The organism is Thermaerobacter litoralis, assembly GCF_054654595.1.
Genome location: NZ_BAAIES010000008.1, coordinates 380,161 through 399,121, shown reverse-complemented (window position 1 = coordinate 399,121; position 18,961 = coordinate 380,161). Strand labels below are relative to the sequence as shown.

General features: G+C 72.6%; 16 protein-coding genes. 8 read left to right on the top strand and 8 right to left on the bottom strand.

The annotated features are described in order from the left end of the window. Positions 1-97: 97 nt before the first annotated feature. The 4 genes from menB to ACYQ02_RS06880 all read left to right on the top strand — a co-directional run bounded on the left by menB (position 98) and on the right by ACYQ02_RS06880 (position 5,501). A complete protein-coding gene (gene menB / locus ACYQ02_RS06895) occupies positions 98-934 on the top strand; it encodes a 1,4-dihydroxy-2-naphthoyl-CoA synthase (protein ID WP_460039701.1) in 837 nt (278 codons plus the stop codon). 532 nt (positions 935-1,466) lie between these two features. Next, positions 1,467-2,891: an L-cystine transporter gene (locus ACYQ02_RS06890; RefSeq protein WP_460039700.1), complete on the top strand. Its 1,425-nt coding sequence runs from the start codon at positions 1,467-1,469 to the stop codon at positions 2,889-2,891. A gap of 766 nt (positions 2,892-3,657) precedes the next feature. After that, entirely contained in the window at positions 3,658-5,298 is a 1,641-nt protein-coding gene (locus tag ACYQ02_RS06885) for an FAD-binding oxidoreductase (protein ID WP_460039699.1), read from the top strand. After that, entirely contained in the window at positions 5,295-5,501 is a 207-nt protein-coding gene (locus ACYQ02_RS06880; protein ID WP_460039698.1) for a hypothetical protein, read from the top strand. The genes ACYQ02_RS06885 and ACYQ02_RS06880 overlap by 4 nt, the downstream gene beginning before the upstream one ends. 142 nt (positions 5,502-5,643) lie before the next feature. Here ACYQ02_RS06880 and ACYQ02_RS06875 read toward each other — a convergent pair whose 3' ends face one another. Then, entirely contained in the window at positions 5,644-5,760 is a 117-nt protein-coding gene (locus ACYQ02_RS06875; RefSeq protein ID WP_460039697.1) for a histidine kinase, read from the bottom strand. Between the two features lie 99 nt (positions 5,761-5,859). Between ACYQ02_RS06875 and ACYQ02_RS06870 the strand changes: the two genes are divergently transcribed. Beyond that, positions 5,860-7,245, top strand: coding sequence for an MFS transporter (locus tag ACYQ02_RS06870; RefSeq protein ID WP_460039696.1), 1,386 nt, complete (start codon positions 5,860-5,862; stop codon positions 7,243-7,245). A gap of 75 nt (positions 7,246-7,320) precedes the next feature. On the opposite strand, the gene ACYQ02_RS06865 is transcribed toward ACYQ02_RS06870, so the two are convergent. Both ACYQ02_RS06865 and ACYQ02_RS06860 read right to left on the bottom strand, forming a co-directional pair. Continuing rightward, positions 7,321-8,283: an acetamidase/formamidase family protein gene (locus ACYQ02_RS06865; RefSeq protein ID WP_460039695.1), complete on the bottom strand. Its 963-nt coding sequence runs from the start codon at positions 8,281-8,283 to the stop codon at positions 7,321-7,323. A 196-nt stretch (positions 8,284-8,479) separates the two neighbouring features. Continuing rightward, complete coding sequence (locus ACYQ02_RS06860) at positions 8,480-9,757, bottom strand: MFS transporter (protein ID WP_460039694.1); 1,278 nt, start codon at positions 9,755-9,757, stop codon at positions 8,480-8,482. 347 nt (positions 9,758-10,104) lie between these two features. Between ACYQ02_RS06860 and menE the strand changes: the two genes are divergently transcribed. Beyond that, positions 10,105-11,940 carry an o-succinylbenzoate--CoA ligase gene (menE, locus tag ACYQ02_RS06855; protein ID WP_460039693.1) on the top strand — a complete coding sequence of 612 codons (1,836 nt, stop codon included), beginning with the start codon at positions 10,105-10,107 and terminating at the stop codon, positions 11,938-11,940. Between the two features lie 226 nt (positions 11,941-12,166). Here menE and ACYQ02_RS06850 read toward each other — a convergent pair whose 3' ends face one another. Genes ACYQ02_RS06850 through ACYQ02_RS06840 form a run of 3 tightly spaced genes read right to left on the bottom strand, consistent with a single transcriptional unit; the run spans position 12,167 to position 14,759 of the window. Further along, positions 12,167-12,943 (bottom strand): response regulator transcription factor, encoded by a 777-nt coding sequence (locus ACYQ02_RS06850; RefSeq protein ID WP_460039692.1) that lies wholly within the window; start codon positions 12,941-12,943, stop codon positions 12,167-12,169. A 47-nt stretch (positions 12,944-12,990) separates the two neighbouring features. Continuing rightward, positions 12,991-13,260: an SHOCT domain-containing protein gene (locus tag ACYQ02_RS06845; RefSeq protein ID WP_460039774.1), complete on the bottom strand. Its 270-nt coding sequence runs from the start codon at positions 13,258-13,260 to the stop codon at positions 12,991-12,993. Beyond that, on the bottom strand, positions 13,260-14,759 hold the full coding sequence (locus tag ACYQ02_RS06840) for a sensor histidine kinase (RefSeq protein ID WP_460039691.1): 1,500 nt from the start codon (positions 14,757-14,759) through the stop codon (positions 13,260-13,262). The genes ACYQ02_RS06845 and ACYQ02_RS06840 overlap by 1 nt, the downstream gene beginning before the upstream one ends. A 369-nt stretch (positions 14,760-15,128) precedes the next feature. Between ACYQ02_RS06840 and ACYQ02_RS06835 the strand changes: the two genes are divergently transcribed. Both ACYQ02_RS06835 and ACYQ02_RS06830 read left to right on the top strand, forming a co-directional pair. Then, positions 15,129-15,470, top strand: coding sequence for a hypothetical protein (locus ACYQ02_RS06835; protein WP_460039690.1), 342 nt, complete (start codon positions 15,129-15,131; stop codon positions 15,468-15,470). Positions 15,471-15,528: 58 nt separating this feature from the next. After that, positions 15,529-16,152: a class I SAM-dependent methyltransferase gene (locus tag ACYQ02_RS06830; RefSeq protein WP_460039689.1), complete on the top strand. Its 624-nt coding sequence runs from the start codon at positions 15,529-15,531 to the stop codon at positions 16,150-16,152. Here ACYQ02_RS06830 and merA read toward each other — a convergent pair. Both merA and ACYQ02_RS06820 read right to left on the bottom strand, forming a co-directional pair. Next, entirely contained in the window at positions 16,149-17,990 is a 1,842-nt protein-coding gene (merA, locus tag ACYQ02_RS06825; RefSeq protein ID WP_460039688.1) for a mercury(II) reductase, read from the bottom strand. The two genes, ACYQ02_RS06830 and merA, sit on opposite strands and share 4 nt — an antisense overlap. 152 nt (positions 17,991-18,142) lie before the next feature. Beyond that, positions 18,143-18,943, bottom strand: coding sequence for a hypothetical protein (locus ACYQ02_RS06820; RefSeq protein WP_460039687.1), 801 nt, complete (start codon positions 18,941-18,943; stop codon positions 18,143-18,145). Positions 18,944-18,961: the final 18 nt, after the last annotated feature.

The window sequence follows — 18,961 nt, the reverse complement described above, 5'->3', positions numbered from 1 at the left end:
GCGCCCGGGCCGCGCCCGGTCCAGGCAAACGATCCGTGCAACGCAAACGAACGGTTTCTAGGCAAACCAACCGGCATTGGAACGGGGAGGGACGCCGATGGCGACGGCAACGGAACTGCCGCGCTGGATCAAGGTCAAGGACTACGAGGACATCATCTACGAGAAGGCCGACGGCGAGGGCATCGCCAAGATCACCATCAACCGGCCCCACGTGCTCAACGCCTTCCGGCCCGAGACGGTGATGGAGATGCAGGACGCCTTCACCGATGCCCGCAACGACCCGCGGATCGGCGTCGTCCTGCTGACGGGGGCCGGGGGCAACTTCTGCAGCGGCGGCGACCAGAAGGTCCGCGGCCACGGCGGCTACGTGGACGAAGGGGGCACGGCGCGGCTCAACGTGCTGGACCTGCAGCGGCAGATCCGCACCCTGCCCAAGCCGGTGATCGCCCTGGTGGCGGGCTACGCCATCGGCGGCGGCCACGTGCTCCACGTGGTCTGCGACCTGACCATCGCGGCGGACAACGCCCGCTTCGGCCAGGCCGGCCCGCGGGTGGGCAGCTTCGACGGCGGCTACGGGGCGGGGCTCCTGGCCCGGATCGTCGGGCACAAGAAGGCCCGGGAGATCTGGTACCTCTGCCGCCAGTACTCCGCCCAGGAGGCCCTGGAGATGGGGCTGGTCAACGCCGTCGTCCCCGCCGACCAGCTGGAGGCCGAGGGCGTGAAGTGGGCCCGGGAGATCCTGGATAAGAGCCCCATCGCCATCCGCATGCTGAAGGCGGCCTTCAACGCCGACACCGACGGCCTGGCCGGCCTGCAGCAGCTGGCCGGCGACGCCACCCTGATCTACTACCTGACCGACGAGGCGAAGGAGGGCCAGCGGGCCTTCCTGGAGAAGCGCAAGCCCGACTGGAGCAAGTTCCCCCGGTTTCCTTGATCGCCTGCCCACGGCGGGCCGCCCCCTGGCCGCGCCGCGCCCGCCAACCCGGGGCCCGGTGCCGCCCGGGAGGAACCGGCACCGGCCGGGGACCCTGCCGGTCGCGGCACCCCGCCGCCGGAGTGGGCACCCCGCCGCCTGGACGGGCGCCCACGCCGCCCGGGCGGGTACGCCGCCACCAGGGTGGACACCCCGCCACCCGGGCAGGCACCCCGCCGCCGGGGGCACCCCGCGGCCTGTCCGGCCGTCCAGCCGGGATGCCCGCAAGGGCCGACGGGCCGCGCTGCGGGGTGGGGGGCAGGTCCGGCGCCGGGGCTGCGCCGGCGGGGCTGATACCGGGCGCCTGCGGTGACGGTTTCGCCCGCAGGCGCCCGCCGTGTCTTCCGGCCGGTCGGGATCCCGGGCATCTCCGTGATCCCCGTCACTTGCGTCTCCCCGCCCCCTGGCTTTTAATGAGTTTGTCGACCGGCACACTGGGGTTCGGTGCGGCCAGTCGGGTGGAGGAACCGGGTGGCGTGAGGAGGATGCCTCGATGGCTTGGCTTCCCGTGGCGCTGAACGTCGCGGGCCTGTTCGTCCTCATTGGCCTTCTCTACGGGCTGAAGGCGCGCGGCGTCGGCTTCTCCGGCCGGGTCTTCGCGGGCCTGGGGCTAGGCGTGGCCTACGGACTCATCCTGCACGGGATCTACCAGGGGCAGCCCGACGTCATCCCCGCCTCGGTGGACTGGTTCAACCTGGTGGGGACGGGCTACGTCAAGCTGCTCCAGATGGTGACGATCCCCCTGGTGTTCGTCGCCATCGTCTCCGCCTTCACGCGGATGGAGCTGGCGGACAACACCGGCAAGCTGGCGCTGACCGTGGTGGCGATCCTGGTGGCGACCACGGCCATCGCCGCCGTCCTGGGCATCGGGGCCGTCAACCTGTTCGGCCTGGACGCCAGCCAGTTCCACCAGGGCCAGGCGGAGGCCCAGCGCATCCAGGAGCTGGAGCAGACCTTCGGCGAGCTGCAGCAAATGTCGACCCCCGAGCGGCTGCTGGAGCTGCTGCCGGCCAACCCCTTCCTGGACTTCACCGGGCAGCGGCGGGCGTCGACCATCGCCGTGGTGATCTTCGCGGCCTTCGTGGGATCCGCGTACCTGGGCCTGCGGCGGCGGGACGCCCAGGCGGCCGAGACCTTCGCCGGGATCGTCCGGGCGCTGGAGGGCGTGGTCATGAGCATGGTGCGCCAGGTGATCCGCCTCACGCCCTACGGCATCCTGGCCATCATGACCCGGGTGGCGGCCACCAGCGACTATGCCGCCATCTGGCAGCTGGGCAAGTTCGTCGTCGCCTCCTACGCGGCGCTGGTGGCCATGTTCCTCCTGCACCTTCTGTTCCTGGGCGCGGCCGGCCTCAGCCCTGCCGCCTACGTGCGCAAGGCGCTGCCCGTGCTGACCTTCGCCTTCTCCTCCCGCTCCAGCGCGGCCACCTTGCCGCTCAACGTCCGTACCCAGGTGGAGGAGCTGGGCGTTCCGCAGGGCATCGCCAACCTGGCCGGCTCGCTGGGCCTGTCCATCGGCCAGAACGGTTGCGCCGGCGTCTACCCCGCCATGCTGGCGGTGATGGCGGCGCCGCTGGTGGGCATCGACCCCTGGACGCCGGGCTTTTTGCTGACCGTGGTCGGCGTGGTGGCCCTCAGCTCCTTCGGTGTGGCCGGCGTGGGCGGCGGTGCCACCTTCGCCTCGCTGCTGGTGCTGTCCATGCTGAACCTGCCCGTGGGGCTGGCGGGCCTGCTGATCTCGGTGGAGCCCTTGATCGACATGGGCCGCACGGCCCTCAACGTCAGCGGCGCCATGACGGCCGGCATCCTGACGAGCCGCCTGGCGGGCCGCCTGGACGTTGCCGTGTACCGCGGGCGAGGCGCGGCAGGCTCGGCGGAGGGCGCCGGCAGGGAGGCCGGCGTACGGGTCGGAGCCTGAGGGGCTGCAGCCCCGGGGTCCAAAAGCGGCGGCTCCGCGGAGCGGTCACACGGCGTGGCCACGCGGGTCAGGCACGGGGGCGGCCACGCGGGGTGGCCACGCCGGTCAGCCACGGGGGTGGCCCCGCGGGGTGACCACGCTGGGCGGCCCCGCGGGGATCCCGGCGACAAAGACATGGGACGAACGCGGCCGGCGGCCGCGGGTTCCGGCAACGGACCCCGCGGCCGCTTTTTGCTGCGGCGTCACACCGCTGGGCGCCGGGCGTCCCGGGTCGCCTTTTCTCGAGAGACGTCCCGGGGCAGCCCTTCGCAAGGGGGCCGCTCCCGAGCAGCCCGCTCCCGAGCAGCCCGCCCCGCCCGGGCCGGTCGCCCCCTTGCGTAACAACCGGGCCGCCATCCCTTCCCGCGGGGCTTCCCGGAGCACCGCCTCCGACCGGGCTGCGCCCCTCACCCCCTTCCCGCGTCCGGGGGCCCTTCCCGTGGGGGGTGCCCGGGCCGGTGCCGGCACCAGGGGCTGGGCCGGGGAGCGCGAAAGAGAGGGAGAAGAGAAGCCCAGGCGTGCCGGTCCGCGCCGCCTCGGCGGATGGCCACGCTGGAGGCGGGCGGCGCCAGAACGGGGTGGCCGCGGGAGGAGGCGGGCGCCCCGGAGGTGCGGCCAGGGCGCGGCCCGCTGGCGCCGGTTCCTCCGGCGGGAGGGGGCGGGAGGCGGCCGGCGTGGGGGGCGCGGCGGAGGGTGTGGTGTCACGACCCGGGGGAGGGGATGGCCCATGGCCATGGGGGCGGCGAAGGTGCGGCACTGGAACGGGTGGGGCTACGTCGGGGAAGAACCCGGCCCCGCCGCCATCGAGCGCTGGCGGCAGACCACCGGTGTCCTGGCCGGGGTGCGGGGGGACGACTACCGGCCGCCGGTGGCCCTGGAACACCTGCGGCTGCCCGAACCGCGGCTGGCACCCGAGCCGGGCGGCCGCCTGCCGGGCCTTTCCGGCTTCAACGGCCGCATCGTCGCAACCCCCTACGAGCGGGCCCTTCACGCGGCGGGCCGGAGCACCGGCGACCTGATCCGCCTGCGCACCGGGACGAACCTGCGCTTTCCCGACGCCGTCGCCTATCCCGCCGATGAAGCGGACCTCCTGCGCCTGCTGGAGTTCGCCGCGGCCCGGCGGGTGGCCCTCATTCCCACCGGCGGCGGCAGCTCGGTGGTGGGCGGCATCGAGCCCGACGTGCCCCCGGGTTATCAGGGCGTCCTCAGCGTCGACCTGCGCGACCTCGCCGGGGTCGTGGAGGTCGACCGGACGAGCCGGCGGGCCCGGGTGCGGGCGGGTACCCTGGGGCCGGACCAGGAAGAGACCCTGCGCCGGGAGGGCCTGGCCTTCCGCCACTACCCCCAGTCCTACGCCTGCTCCACCGTGGGCGGCTGGATCGCCGCCCGCGCCGGCGGCCACTTCGCCACGCTCTACGGGAAGATCGACGCCGCGGTGGAGAGCCTGCGGGTGGTGACGCCCCGGGGGCACGTCGAGACCCGGGAGGTGCCCCAGTCGGCCTCGGGCCCCGACGGCAAGGCGTGGTTCATCGGCTCCGAGGGCGCCCTGGGCGTGATCACCGAGGCGGTGCTGCGGTTGCAGGTTCCTCCCGTCCGGAAGCTGGCCACGGGGTTCCGCTTCGCCGGTTTCGCCGAGGGGCTGGAGGCGGTGCGCCGGATCGTCCAGGCCGGGATCTACCCGCCGGTGTTGCGCCTGCTGGACGAGTACGAGGCGATGGTGGCCTTTTGGGGCCGGGCGGGGATGGAGCCCGGCGCCTTCCTGCACTTGGGCTTCGAGGTGACGGACCGGGAGGCCGAGGGGGCGGTGGAGGCGGCCTACGCGGCCGCGGTCGACCTTTGCCGCGCCGCCGGGGGGCGGGAGGTGCCGCCGTCTGGCGTGCAGGCCTGGCGGGAGGGGTTCGTCCAGCAGCCCTACTGGCGGGACGTGATGATCGACCACGGCCTGGTGGTCGACACCATCGAGACGGCCACGGTGTGGTCCCGGGCGGCGGCCCTGCGGGAGGCGGTGCGGGAAGCGCTGTTCCGGCGCATGGAGCGGTGGTCGGCGGTGGCCATGGTGCTCTGCCGCGTGACCCATGCCTACCCCGACGGCTGCTCGCTCTATTTCACCTTCATCCTCAAGCCGCCGCGGGAGGCGATGGGGGAGGCATGGCGGGACGTGCAGCGGGCGGGCCTGGAGGCGTTCCTGGCCGGAGGCGGCACCCTGAGCCACCACCACGGCACCGGCCGCGACTTCGCGCCCTACTTCGCGGAGGAACACGGCCCCGCCCACGTGGCCGCCTTGCGGGCCCTGAAGGCCCACCTGGACCCGGCGGGGGTGCTCAACCCGGGGGTGTTTTTCCCCAAGGGCGAGGGGATGATGCCTTGAAGCAGCGGGTCGTATTTTGGGTGCTGGCGGCCATGATCTTTGGCGATCTGGTGAAGGCCTTCGATTTCCTGGTCACGCGGTTGCCCGTCCCCGTTCACCCGGTCACCGACGTCGCCGGCCTCTTCATCGTCGTGTTCGGGTTGATCCCGTTGTCGGTGATCATCACCGGCTGGATCGCCCGTGTCCTGGGCGAGCGCCCGTAAGCCCGCGGGGGCCCGCGGGGGCCCGTGGGCGCCCGTCACACCGGCCCGCCGCGCCCCCCACGCCAGCCGCACGGCTGACGCCGCGGCGCGGCCGCGGGCTTCGCAGGCTGCCGCCGGTCCCGGTCCCGGTCAGGTCCGGCGGTCAGATCTTGTCCCGCCGGTGGCGCTGGTAGTGGGCGCGGCGCAGGAACGCCCACAGGGCGATGCCGCTGGCGATGATCAACGCCCAGGTGATCACCCAGGGCCAGAGGGTCGGCATGGCGATGATCCTCCCTCGCGCCGGCGCCCGCCATGGTGCCCGGCGAGCCGGCGGTTCGTCCGATAGGATGCACAGACAGGGGCTCGCGCAGGGAAGAGGGTGAAGGAAAAGGAAATCAAGCGAAGGAAGAAGAAGGAAAACCAGCTCGCGGGGATCCCGCACAGCCGGGTCAGGCCCCGTGCGCCACGGCGAAGGCAGGGACGAACCGGGTTGTATCGGGCGTTATTTGCCAACAAGGCCTTCTTGCTCCTGGCATTGGGCCGCTTGATCACCAATGCCGGTGACAGCGTCTATCTCGTGGCCACCCTTTGGTACGTCAGCCAGGCCGATGCGTCCGGTGTCCTGGCAGGCGTGGCGGGGTTCTTGGTGACGGTTCCCCAGGTGTTTCAATTCATCTTCGGCCCCCTGGTCGACCGGCTCCCGGTGAAGCCCGTCGTCATCGGATCCCAGGTCGTCCAGGGGCTCTTCGTCATCCTCCTGCTGGCCCTGGTCATGCACGGCGTGTCCCTCTGGGTCGTGCTGCCGGTGGTCTTCGCCATCCACCTGGTGGCGACAGCGGCGAGGCCCGCTTACGGAAAGTGGATGCGGATCATCGTGCCCGATTCGCTAATGGTTCATGCCAACTCCGTCATGGGGTTCGCCAGCGAAACGGCCGACCTGATCTTCAACGCCTTGTCGGGTGTCATGATCGCGGCGGTGGGCGTCGCCGGTTCGTTGTGGTTCGACGTGTCGACCTTCGCGGTGGCCGCAGCCTTGTTCGGGCTGATCGCCGTCGCCCGTGGGGTGAACGGGGTTCGGGCGGGCGGATGGTCGGTTCGACGCTTCGCCCGCGATCTGGTGCAAGGGTTGCGCTTCGTCCACGGCACGGTGGTCGGTAAGATCGCGCTGACGGCCGTCGTCGCCAACGGGCTGAACGGGATGCTCTTGCCGATCCTGCCCCGGGTGGGAGAGGCGCTTGGAGGGGCGGAGTACTACGGATTGCTGGTCGCGGCCGAAAGCGCCGGGATCATGGCCGGGACCCTTGTCGCACCCCTGCTCACGGCATGGAATGTGGGCGTTCTGGTGATCGGATGCATGGTGGTCAGCACGGTCGCGTGGGCGGGGGCGCTGGCAGCCGGGTTCATCCTGGGGCTCCCGCAGGCGGCGGTGGCGCTGTTTGGCATCGCCTGGCTGCCCGTCGGCGTGATGAATGTGGTCGTCGGATCGGCCATCATGGTGCTGACGCCGGTGAGCGTCATCGGGCGGGTCGGTTCGGCGGTCCAAAGCATCAGCACCATGGCGATGCCCCTGGGGGCCCTGGTGGGCGGCCTGCTTGCCGGGGTGGCGAGCGTCCGCACCGTCTTCGGCTTGACGTGTCTCACGCCGTTCACCATCGCGGTGCTGTGGATTGTGATGCGGGATCTGCGCGCCATGCCGCCGGCCCGGCAACTGACCCCATTGGCGTTTGCAGACGGCGTCGAAAGTGGGGTCGCGGGCTCAGCATAAAGGCGGTGCAGGTTCCGCCCGCACCGCCCCGCGCCACTGTGCCGGCGCTGCCGGGGTCCCGCCGCCTGCCCTTCCTCAGCGGACGAACAGGGACTGGGGGAGGAACGCCGAGACCACCCAGTTGGGCGCGTCGACCACCTCACTGATCTTGAGGTCGACGGCCACGCTGGCCAGGGCGTAGGCCTCGGCGGGTTCCAGCCGGTAGGTCTCGCCCAGGTAGCGGATCATCGCCCGCACGGCCTTGCGGGTGGCCTCCATCAGGTCGTCGCTGATCCCGGTGGTCACGAAGTAGCCCCGCGGGTCCTGGCCCGAGGCCAGCGGGCCCGGCACGATGAAGGCCGGTTCGTCCAGGGCGAGGTCGCGGCGGATGCGGAAGCGGCAGGCCACCTGCATGGCCGCCTCGATGGCCGTGCCGCACACCTCGCCGTCCCCCTGGGCGGCGTGGGTGTCCCCCACGGAGAAGAGGGCGCCTTCCACCCATACCGGCAGCAGCAGGCGCGTCCCGGCCGTCAGATGCCGGATGTCCATGTTGCCGCCGTTCTTCCGGGGCGGGACGATGCTGTGCCGCCCGGGCTCGGGCAGGGCGACGCCGATGGTGCCGGGGAAGGGGTTGAGGGGCACGGCGATGCGCTCGTTGAACCAGGCCCGGGCGGCGGTTCCGGCCCCACCCGTGCCGGCCTCTTGGCTTGCCGACAGGTCCCAGATCTTCAGGTAGGGCTCCGGGAACTCGTCAGCCAGCAGGCCAAACCCGGGAATGATGGCCGTCCAGCCCCAGCGGGCGGGCCCGAACTCCAGGATCTCGACCTCCAGCACGTCCCCCGGCCGGGCCCCCTTGATGAACACGGGTCCGGTGACCGGGTTGACCCGCTCGAAGTCGAGCCGCGCCACATCGGCGGCGGTCGAACCGGGGTTCAGCTGCCCGCCTGACGCATCGACCACCTCGAACTCCACCGTCTCGCCGGGTTCGACCTCCACCACGGGCTCGAGGCTGTTGTCCCAGCCGTAGTGGACATGACGGGAATGGATGGTGTGGGCCATGGGGTTCCCTCCCTTGCCGACGGCCTGGTGTCCCTGAATGCCATTTCGGTGGCGACCGGGAAAAGGCCTGTCTTGCGCGGCGACGGGCGGCGGGCCGCGACGACGCTGGGTCCCGGCAACGAGAGGCCGCGGCGACGCCCGATCGACCTGAAGAGGATCGAAGGGCCTGCCGCCTGGATCCCAGCCGGACGCAATCCTAGCCGGACGCTGGGCCGGCTTGTTCGGGAAGACGGCGCAAGCGCGGCACGGGTGACGACACGACCCACAAGAGGGCGGCGCACAAGCCGCCGGCGGCCACCAAGAGGGTCGAACGCACACCCAGGTGTTCACCCAGCAAGCCACCGAAGAGCGAGCCCAGTGGGATGGCTCCGTAAACGAAAAACCGGTACGACCCGTTTATTCGACCGAGCAGATGGGGTGCCGTCACGGCCTGGCGCAGGCTGACCACATGCACGTTTGACATGGCCAGCCCGATGCCATTGACGAAAAAGGCGACCACCAGCAGGGCGATCACGACGGGCAGCGGACCCCTGACAAGGGGGATCAGCAGCGGTGCGACGCAGGCCAAGGTCATCGACGCCAGGATCGCTCGACCAAGCCCGAGCCCTCGGGCCGCTCTCTCAGCCATCAGAGCGCCTAGAAGGGTACCGACCGCGCCCGTACCCATTACGGTTCCCAGTTGGGCGGGGCTGAGGCCCAACTCCCGGGTGGCATAGAGCGTAAAGAGAGCGAGGATCGCCGTTTCGAAGAAGTTATATGTGGCGGCCTCGCCCGCCAGGCTGCGCAGATAGGGGTTGCTGAAGGTGATTCGCAAGCCCTCCCCAATCTGGCGGAACAAGGGCATTCGCCATGCAGGCGCGTCCGTCCGGGGCTCCCGCCGGCGAATGGTACCGAGCAGTACCGCCGAGACCAGGAAGGAGAGCGCGTCGGCGGCCACCGCCACCGGAGCGGTCAGCCACTCCACAAGGAGGCCGCCGAGGGCGGGCCCGCCCACCTCGGCGGCTGAAGCACTCGTCTGTAGCTTGCTGTTTGCCTCCACTAGGTCTTCCCGCTCAACCAAGCTGGGTACGTACGACTGGTATGCCAGATCAAAGAGCACCGTCAGCGCCCCGACCACAAAGGCCACCCCGTAAAGGTGCCACATGCGAAGCCACCCCATGACGGCACCCAGGGGAATCAGGGCCAGGACGAAGGCGCGTCCTATGTTCGCCCCCACGAGGATCGGGCGGCGCCGGTAGACATCGACCCATACCCCCGCGACGAGGGTTAGCAGCAGAAAGGGAAGGAAGCGCGCGGCGGAGAGGATGCCCATCTGAGCCGGTGTCGCAGCAAACGACTGGATGGCGGTAAGTGGCAGAGCAAGGGTGGTGACCTGCGAGCCAAACAGGGAAACGGTCTCGCCGGCCCACAACTTGAGGAAATCCTTGTTTTTCCACACGCCGCCCCATCGTATCCGGCTCAACCCAACCTGCACCGGACCGCCCTCCCATTGGCCAAGGAGCCGGATCGAGGCCGTCCACCCCCCACCCCGCGCCGGGAGGGGAATCGCGAGCCCCTGTCGCGGAACATTCGCATGAAGTCCGGCAACCCCTCTCCCACCACCACGCCCATCCACATCATCGGGGCGGAGGATCGGACCGGGTGCCCGGATCGTTCGGGGGAGTGCCGTCGTGCCGCCGCGATGGTCGTCTATGATGGTGGTGGTGCGCAGGGCGGCCGTGACAGCTGCCCGGCTATGACGCCGAAGAGGCAGGTGGAGGTCGAAAGGTGACCACGCCCCAACCCCCCCTTCCCGATCAGACCGGACGGCCGGCGCACGGTGTGCCAGGTCGACCGGGCACGGCCGCGGCGCCGGATGCCTGGGCATGGACCTTGCTGATGCCCGACTGGCTTCACCGGCAGGCGGAGCTGCAACCCGGCGGGCTGGCCTTGCTGGTCGCCGGCGATCCGGCTCCCAGCCATGGCGAGCACCCCTGGACCTTCGCGGCCCTGGACGCCGCGGCGACGGCGCTGGCCGAGCGGCTGCGGGCGGCCGGCATCGGGCCGGGCGACCGGGTCGCGGTGCTGGCCGGCAACGAGCCCGGGTACGTGGTGCTGATCCACGCCCTGATCCGGGCGGGCGCCGTGCTGGTGCCGCTGAACGTGCGCCTGACGCCGGCCGAGCTGGCCTGGCAGGTGGCCGACAGCGGCGCTGCCTGGCTCATCGCCGGCCGGGGCTATGGCGAGGCGGCCGCGGCGGTGGCCACTGCCGCGGGGGCAGCCGCGGCGACGGCGGGGCCCGCGGCGACGGCGGAGCCCATGGCAACGGTTGGGCCCATGGCGACGGACGAACCGGCCACCGGGCAACCGGCCCGCTCGCCGTCACCCACCGGCCAGCCTCCCCGCGTGCTCGCCCTGGCGGACCTGGCCGGCGACCTGCTCCCGCCCCCGCCGGCGGCATCGCCCCAGGGACGCGCCGTCCCGGCCGCCGGGGAGGCCGGTTCGTCCGGGTCGGTAGGGGTCCCGGGGTCCGCGCCTCCGGCGGGAACCGGCCGGGGCATCGACCTCGCCGCGCCCCACTGCATCATCTACACCTCGGGGACCACCGGCCGGCCCAAGGGCGCCGTCCTGACCTACGGCAACCACTTCTGGAGCGCCGTCCAGTCGGCCCTCAACCTGGGCCTGCACCGGGACGACCGCTGGCTCTGCTGCGTGCCCCTCTTCCACGTCAGCGGGCTGTCCATCGTCTTCCGGTCGGTGATCTACGGGATCCCTATGGTGCTGCACCCGCGGTTCGACCCGGCGGCGGTCAACGGGTCCATCGAGCGGGACCGGGTGACCGTGATCTCGGTGGTCGCCACCATGCTGCAGCGCATGCTGGACGAACGCGGCCCCCGGCCCTATCCGGACCACCTGCGCTGCGTGCTGCTGGGGGGCGGGCCGGCCCCGCGGCCGCTCTTGGAAGCCTGCGCCGCCCGCGGCATCCCCGTGGTGCAGACCTACGGGATGACGGAGACCGCCTCCCAGTTCGCCACCCTGGCGCCGGCCGACGCCCTGCGCAAGCTGGGGTCGGCGGGCAAGCCGCTGTTCTTCAACCGCCTGCGGATCGTGGACGAACGCGGCCGCGACCTGCCGCCGCGCCAGGTGGGGGAGATCGTCGTCCAGGGACCGACGGTCAGCCCGGGGTACCACCACCGCCCCGATGCCACCGCCCGCGCCTGGCGGGACGGCTGGTTCCACACGGGCGACCTGGGCTATGTGGACGAAGAGGGCTACCTCTACGTGGCCGACCGCCGCCACGACCTCATCATCTCTGGGGGCGAGAACGTCTACCCGGCGGAGATCGAGTCGGTCCTGATGGCCCATCCGGCGGTGGAGGAGGCGGGGGTCGTGGGCGTGCCGGATCCGGAGTGGGGGCAGGTGCCGGTGGCGGTGGTGCGGCTGCGGTCGCCCGCCACCACCGGGGGCAGCACGGCCGGTCCGGACCAGGGGGAGGCGGCCGGCAGGGCGTCGCTGGAGGAGGCGCTGCTCCGGTTCTGCGCCGAGCGGCTGGCGCGGTACAAGGTCCCGCGGCGGGTGCTGTTCACGACCCAGCCCCTGCCTCGCACGGCCAGCGGCAAGCTCCAGCGGCACCGGTTGCGGCCCCTGGTGGACGGGGCGGGCCGGCCGGGGGAGTAGTCGTGCCCCAGGGTGCCGGCCGGGCGCCGGCAGGGTGCCGTGGCCCCGCCCGGTGCGGCCGCCGCCTGCGGAGTGCGGCGGTCCCGGCATCCCGGCGGCCTGGCGCCACCTTCGCAGCGGGGCGGTCCCAGCGTCCCGGTGGTGTGGCACCACCTTCGCAGGGGGGCGGTGCCAGCATCCCGGCGGCGCGGCGCCACCGTCCTTACCGGGTGGCGCCCCGGCGGGATCACCCCTCGAACCGGTATCCCACGCCCCAGACGGTGGCGATGAGGTGCCGGAGGCCGAAGGGCTCGAGTTTCTCCCGCAGGTTGCGGATATGGCTGTCGATGACCCGCTCGTCGCCGAAGTAGTCCCCGCCCCGGAGATGGTCCAGGAGTTGCTGGCGGGTCAGGGTTTGGCCACGGTGCCGGGCCAGGGTGTGGAGCAGGTCGAATTCGCTGCGGGTGAGGCTGACCGGCCGGCCGTCCACGCTCACCGTGCGGGCGGCCGGGTCGATGGTCAGGCGGCCAGCGTGGAGGGGCGGCTCGCCCGCCGGCGGCCCGCCGCCCGGCGCCGCCGGCGAAGCCCGCCGGACCAGGGCGCGGAGGCGCGCCACCACCTCCCGCGGATCGAAGGGCTTGACGACGTAGTCGTCGGCACCCAGGGCGAAGCCGTGCAGCCGCTCGTGGATCTCACCCCGGGCCGTCAGCATCAGGATGGGCACCTGGCTCCGTTCCCGCAGGCGCTCGCAGACCTCCCAGCCGTCCACACCGGGCAGCATGAGGTCGAGGACCACCGCCGCCACCGGCCGGCCCCGACTGGCAAGGGCGTCGAAGGCAGCCAGCGCGGAGGCCCCGTCGCCCGCCTCGATCACGGCGAAGCCGGCCCGTTCGAGGTAGAGGCGGAGCAGGCGGCGGATGTCGGCCTCGTCGTCGACCACCAGCACCGCGGGGGCATCGGCGCCCGCGGGGGGCTCCGGGTGCGGTGGCTCCATGGAACCGGGCTGGTTCCTGCGCTCCCCCATCGCCCGTCGCCTCCGTTCCGACAACAGGATCCGAGGATGAGCCGCCGTCAGGACGACAGGATGTCGTCCTTGATCCGCTCGAACTCCTCCCGGCTGATCTCGCCCCGGGCATACCGCTCCTTCAAGATGGCCAGCGCCCGCCGGTTCTCGTCCAGTTCCGGCAGGCCGGCGGAACGCTCGGCGGGGCTCCGGTCCCGCCGCAGGATCAGCCAGAAGATGCCGACGGCGGCCAGCAGGGGGACCAGCCAGAAGGCGACCATCGCCAGCCACATCGCCCACATGCCCCAGCCGTTGCTCCATCCCGGGTGCATCATCATCACGACCGACCTCCCTTCCACCCTCGATACACGAGGGCGACGACCCCGGCGAACATCACGGTGCTGACGGCCCCGGTCGCCGCGATGACCAGCAGGCTAGCCGGGCCACCGCCCGACAAGGATGTCATCATCGGGGGCCAGGCAGCCACCCCCAGCGCCAGCAGCCCGAGAACGACCAGCAGGGCGGCGACCAGGGTTTCGCCTTCTTCCGCCACGCGGGCCGGAGCGGCCTCCAGCGCCGGACGAACCGGCCCGCGCCCGGCGGCCGGTGCCGTCCCCGCCGGGGCGGCACCGGCGGGAGCGGGTGCGTCCCGGCCGGCGGCGCCGTCCGGTGCCCGGGGGTCCGGCCGTTGCGACCCCGGGGCAGAGCCGGCCGGTGCCCCGGCGGTTCGCCGTTGCGGCTCCCGGCTGGCAGCGGCCTGCCGGTTCGCGACCCCGTTCACCGGCAGGCGGAATCCCACCGAGGCTCCCTGCCCCGGCCGGCCCTCGGCGTGGACCGTGCCGCCGTGGGCTTCGACGATCTGCCGCACTATGGCCAGGCCGAGGCCGTAACCGCGCCGCCCCTTGCTGGCCCGGGCCGAGGGGGCCTCGGGGAGGCGGTAGAAGGGGCGCCAGAGGTTTGCGCCCTCGGCCGGGTCGAACCCGGAGCCGGTATCGTGAACCGTCACCTCGACGGCATCGCCCTGCGGCCGGACCTCCACCCACACCCGCCCGCCGGCCGGGGTATGGGCCAGGGCGTTGTCCAGGAGGTTCCACAGGACCTGGCGGAGCCGGTCGCCGTCGGCCGTGATGGCCGGTACGCCCGGCGCCACCTCCACGTCGAGGCGAATGCCTTGGTCCCGCGCCGCGGGGGCCACGTCCTCCACCGCCTCGGCCACCACGACGGCCGGATCCACCCGGCCCACCCGCAGGGACACCTGCCCGGAGGCCAGGGCCTCCCGGTCCAGGAGGTCGGCCACCATCCGCCCGAGCCGGCGCGCCTCCCGGTGGATCACGGCCAGATGGTCCTGCACATCCTCCGGCCGCGTCACCATGCCGTCGAGAAGGGACCGGGCGTAGCCCTGGAGGTAGGTCAGCGGGGTGCGCAACTCGTGGGCCACGGCTGCCAGGAACGCCTCCCGCTGGGCCTCTTCCCGGGCCAGTTCGTCCGCCAGCGCGTCCAGGGCCCGGGCCAGGTCCGTCGCCTCCCGGTAGGCGGCCGGGACCCGTCCCCGGATCCTGCCCCGCGGGTGGCGGGCGATGGTCCGGGCGACGGCGCTCAACCGTTCCAGAGGCCGGGCCAGGCGCCGCGAGACGAACCAGGCCAGGCCGGTGGCGACCGACAGGGCACCGGCCGAGGCCAGGGCCAGGATGGCCATGAAGGCGCGCAGGGCCGCTTCGCCACCGCGACTCGCCTGTCCCGCCAGGGGGACGAAGACGAAGCCCAGGATCACGATGGTCAGCAGGCTGAGCCCGGCGCCGAAGGCCCACAGGCTGAGGAACAGCGGCTTCGGACGCACCCGCGGTCCGCACCTCCTGCCTCCACCCGTCCAACGCCAGTGTACCGCCCGGCCGTGGCGGCCGTGTGCAGGCTTTGTGCAGAAACTGTGCAGGCGCGGCGCCCGATCTCCACCGATTCTCCCTCAGCGCTTCACGGCGTCTTCACGCCCGGACGGTAGGTTGGAAACGGGCGGGACCGCGAGCCCGCGCTCGCGCGCCTCTCCCCGAAGGAGGCCCGGGCCAAGGGCGGCGGCATCGGTCCGGTGTACAGGGCGGGTGGCACCGGTTCGGCGCACGGGGTGACCACACCGGCCGGCGGGCAGGCCGCGCCCCTGGCTGCCGCGAAGGCCGCAGAGAAGGCCAGGACGACGCCGAGGGAGGTGGGGACGATGCGCAAAGGCTGGCTGCGCAAAGGCGGATGGGTGGCGATCGGGCTCGTGCTGGTGCTGGGCCTGTATGGCGTGGTCTTCGCCGCCGGTGGCCCCAGCGGGAACACCCCGCCGGGCGGCGGGGCGTCCGGCGGGGTGACGGACCTCCACGCGGCCCATCACGGTACGACGATGGCGGCCATGCCGGCGGCGATGCCGGCCATGGGCCAGGCCATGATGGACCCTGCAGCCATGGAGGCGATGCACCAGAGCATGATGAACATGTCCTTCGACGACATGGTGCGCCTCTGCCAGGCCCATCATGGACAGGCGGTCAAGGACGGCGCAGGGGCGGCGAAATAGCGCCGCCCCCAACCCGAACCCGCGGCGGGCGAACCCGCGGCGCCCGGGGGCGATGGGGATGACCGGCCATCCAATCTTTGCAGCCTTCTACGATCTGGTGCTGCGACCCGCGTCACCGTTGATCGACCCGTGGCGCCGCCGGGTGGTGGCCGGAGCGGCCGGCCAGGTCCTGGAGGTCGGGGTCGGGACGGGCCTCAACCTGCCGTTCTACCGGCTGGCGCAGGTGGAACGCCTGGTGGGGCTCGAGCCCGACCCCCACATGGGCCGGCGGGCCGCGGCCCGGGCCCGCCGGCTGGGCATCGCCCTGGAGCTGGTCGCCGCCCCGGCGGAGGCCATGCCCTTTGCGGATGCATCCTTCGATACGGTGGTGGCCACCCACGTGTTCTGCAGCGTCCAGGACCCCGACCGGGCCCTGCGCGAGGTCTTCCGGGTGCTGCGGCCTGGCGGGACCTTTCGCTTCCTGGAACACGTCCGGGCCGGCGAGGAGCGGGCCGCCCGCCGGCAGGACCGGTGGACCCCCGTGTGGCGCCTGGTGGCCGCCGGCTGCCATCCGAACCGCCGGACGGTGGAGGCGATCGCAGCGGCCGGGTTCGTCCTGGAGGAACTGGAACGCTTCGAACTGCCGGCCGGCGGGCCCGTCCGCCCCCAGGCCTTCGGGGTGGCCCGCCGGCCCGGGGGTTAGCCTGCGCAGCACGACAGCCGGGACACGTCGACGTCGAAGGCGAGGGCGGCCAGCTTGAGCCCCTCGGCCATGGTCAGGTAGGGGGCCAGGGTCTCCCGCAGGTCCTGGATGGTCAGACCGGCCTTGACGGCCAGGGTGGCCTCGTAGATCACCTCGCCCGCCTGGTCCGCCACCACGTGGGCGCCGAGCAACCGCCCCGACCCGCCGTCGGCGACCAGCTTGATGACCCCACGGGTCTCCCGGTTGGCCAGGGCGCGGGGCACCGCCTCCAGGGGCAGCACCGACGTGCGGACCGCATGGCCTGCCGCCCGGGCCTGTTCCTCCGTCATGCCGACGCTGGCGATGGACGGGGTGGTGAAGGTGACGCGGGGCACTACCCCAAGGTCGACCCGGCGGTCGCCTGCACCCAGGGCGTTGACGGCGGCCAGCGCCCCCTCGTAGGCGGCCACGTAGACGAACTGGGGCCCCAAGGTCACGTCCCCGGCGGCGTAGATGGACGGCGCCGTCGTCTGCAGGCGGTCGTCGACGCGGATCTCGCCGCGGGGGCCGAGTTCGACCCCTGCCCGGTCGAGCCGGAGGGAGCGGGTGTTGGGCTGCCGCCCCGTGGCGACCAGCAGGGCGTCCGCCTCCACGACCCGTCGCGCCCCCGCCACCTCCAGCACCACCCGCGCCCCGCCGGGGGAGCCCTCGACCCGGACGTAACGGACGCCGGTCAGCACCTCGATGCCCTCTTCGTCCAGCATCTGGTGCACGGCCGCGGCGATCTCGGGGTCATACCCCTTGAGCAGCCGGGGGCTCCGCTGCATCAAGGTGACCCGGCTGCCCAGGTGCCGGAAGAGCTGGCCCAGCTCCAGGGCGATGTAACCCGCACCGATGACCGCCAGGTGCTCCGGGACCCGGCGGAGCTCCAGCGCCGTGGTGCTGGTGAGGTAGTCCACCGCTTCCAGCCCGGGGATGTCGGGGACGGCCGGCGAGGCGCCGGTGGCGACGATCCAGGCGCGGGCCCGCAGGGTGCGGGTCGGGGCAGCGGCGCGGGCGGGGGCGGCGGAACCGTCACCCGGTTCGACCACCTCCAGGGTGTGGGCGTCGACGAACCGGCCCTCGCCCCGGATCAGGTCGAACCCGTACTCATCCACCAGCCGCTCGTACTTCTCCCGGCGCAGCCGCGTCACCAGCTCGTTCTTCTGGCCGACCAGAAGGCCCATGTCGACGGGCCCGGCCTGGGTCTGCAGGCCGGCGAAGGGATGATGGCGCGCCCGGAAGTGGACCTCCGCCGCCCGCAGCAGCGTCTTCGACGGCACGCAGCCGACGTTCACGCAGGTGCCGCCCACCACGCCCCGTTCGACCATCGCGACCCGGGCGCCCCGCTGGCTGGCCTCGATGGCGGCGGCGAAGGCGGCGGCGCCCGAGCCGACGATCCCCAGGTCGTATTCATCCGCGCCCCGGGTGGCCCCCCGGGTGGACGGGAGCGCCCCGAGGACCGGCATGACGGCCGGGGCGGGCGCGGCCGCGGCTGCCGGGGCGGGGGAGGCCGGCGTGGCGGGCGCCGGCGTCGGGGCCGTGCCGGCCGGTGCGGCCGGTGCGGGGTCATCCGGGTTGAGGAGATCCAGCGGGCCGGGTTCGTATCCTGCGCGGCGCACGGCCTCCTGCAAGGATTCCGGGGCGACGTCCGCGGGCAGGGTGAAGCGCGCCTCACCGCGGCGGAAGTCCGCGTGGACCCCCTGGGCCCCGGCCTCCTCCAGCGCGCGGCGCACGGTGACCTCGCAGTGGGTGCACGTCATGCCGCGGACGACCAGCCGCGCGGGGCGACCCGGCCGCTGGTCCTTGGGCTCGGTCACGGGTGGCTGCCTCCTTATCAGCAGCATTCGGCGCATCCGTCAGCAACATCCGCAAAGGATGTTACCCCATCGTTTTGCAGCACCCCATCGTGGCGCGCTGCCGATTGTCTCCGCGTTGCGCGACGGGTTGAAGTGGGCCCCGGTGATGGACCTCAGCGGCGCCGGTGCCCGGACTCCGCTGCGACGGGAGCAGGTTGACCGGCGTCCGGAGCCTGGGTCCCCGCCCATGCCGGGCCGGAGGACTGCGCTGCCCGGATGGCCCGCGCCTTGATCAAGATCGCGGCGGCCATGGCAACCATCACGACGGCGTCCAACACGGGCGAGATCGAAACCAGGCTCGCACCCAGAAGCCCGGCAACGGCCGGCGCGGCCACCGCCAACAGGCCACAGCAGCTCGCAGCCGCTCCGGCGACGGCCACGAGCCCCCCAACGAGGCCGAACATGCCGGAGGTGCCGGCGGTCCCGATGCGCTGGCGGCGTGGATCCGATGGAGACGGCTCGCTGGCACAGCAGGCCGTTCCGCCAACGGCGCCTGCCTTGACGGGCCGTGGGCAACAGGCCGCCTCCTGCATCATCGCGACGGCAAAGCCGATGGAGGCCGCCAGGAGCAGCCACTTCACCATGCTCCAGAGGGCCAGGGTGATGGCGACGCGGGGTGTCACCACCGCGAAGAGGTAGGGCTCGGGCGCGGTTCCGGTGATGACGGTGCCCGGTGGGTAGGGCCACGCCACCCCCGCGGGGGCCAGGGAGAACCCGCCCTGCAAGGCAAACTGGAGCAAGAAGACGGCGACGGTCCAGATGATGGTCTTCGACCGGCGCTGCAACCACGCCGTTTGCCAAACAACCCTGACCAGTTCCAGCCCGGTCTGGCCCCAGGTCGCCGGATCCCGGCGGGCCGCTTCCGTTCTACTCGCCCCCATGGCACTGGCGTGCCGGGACGTGGTGGAGTTCATGGTGCGTCCCCTCCAGGT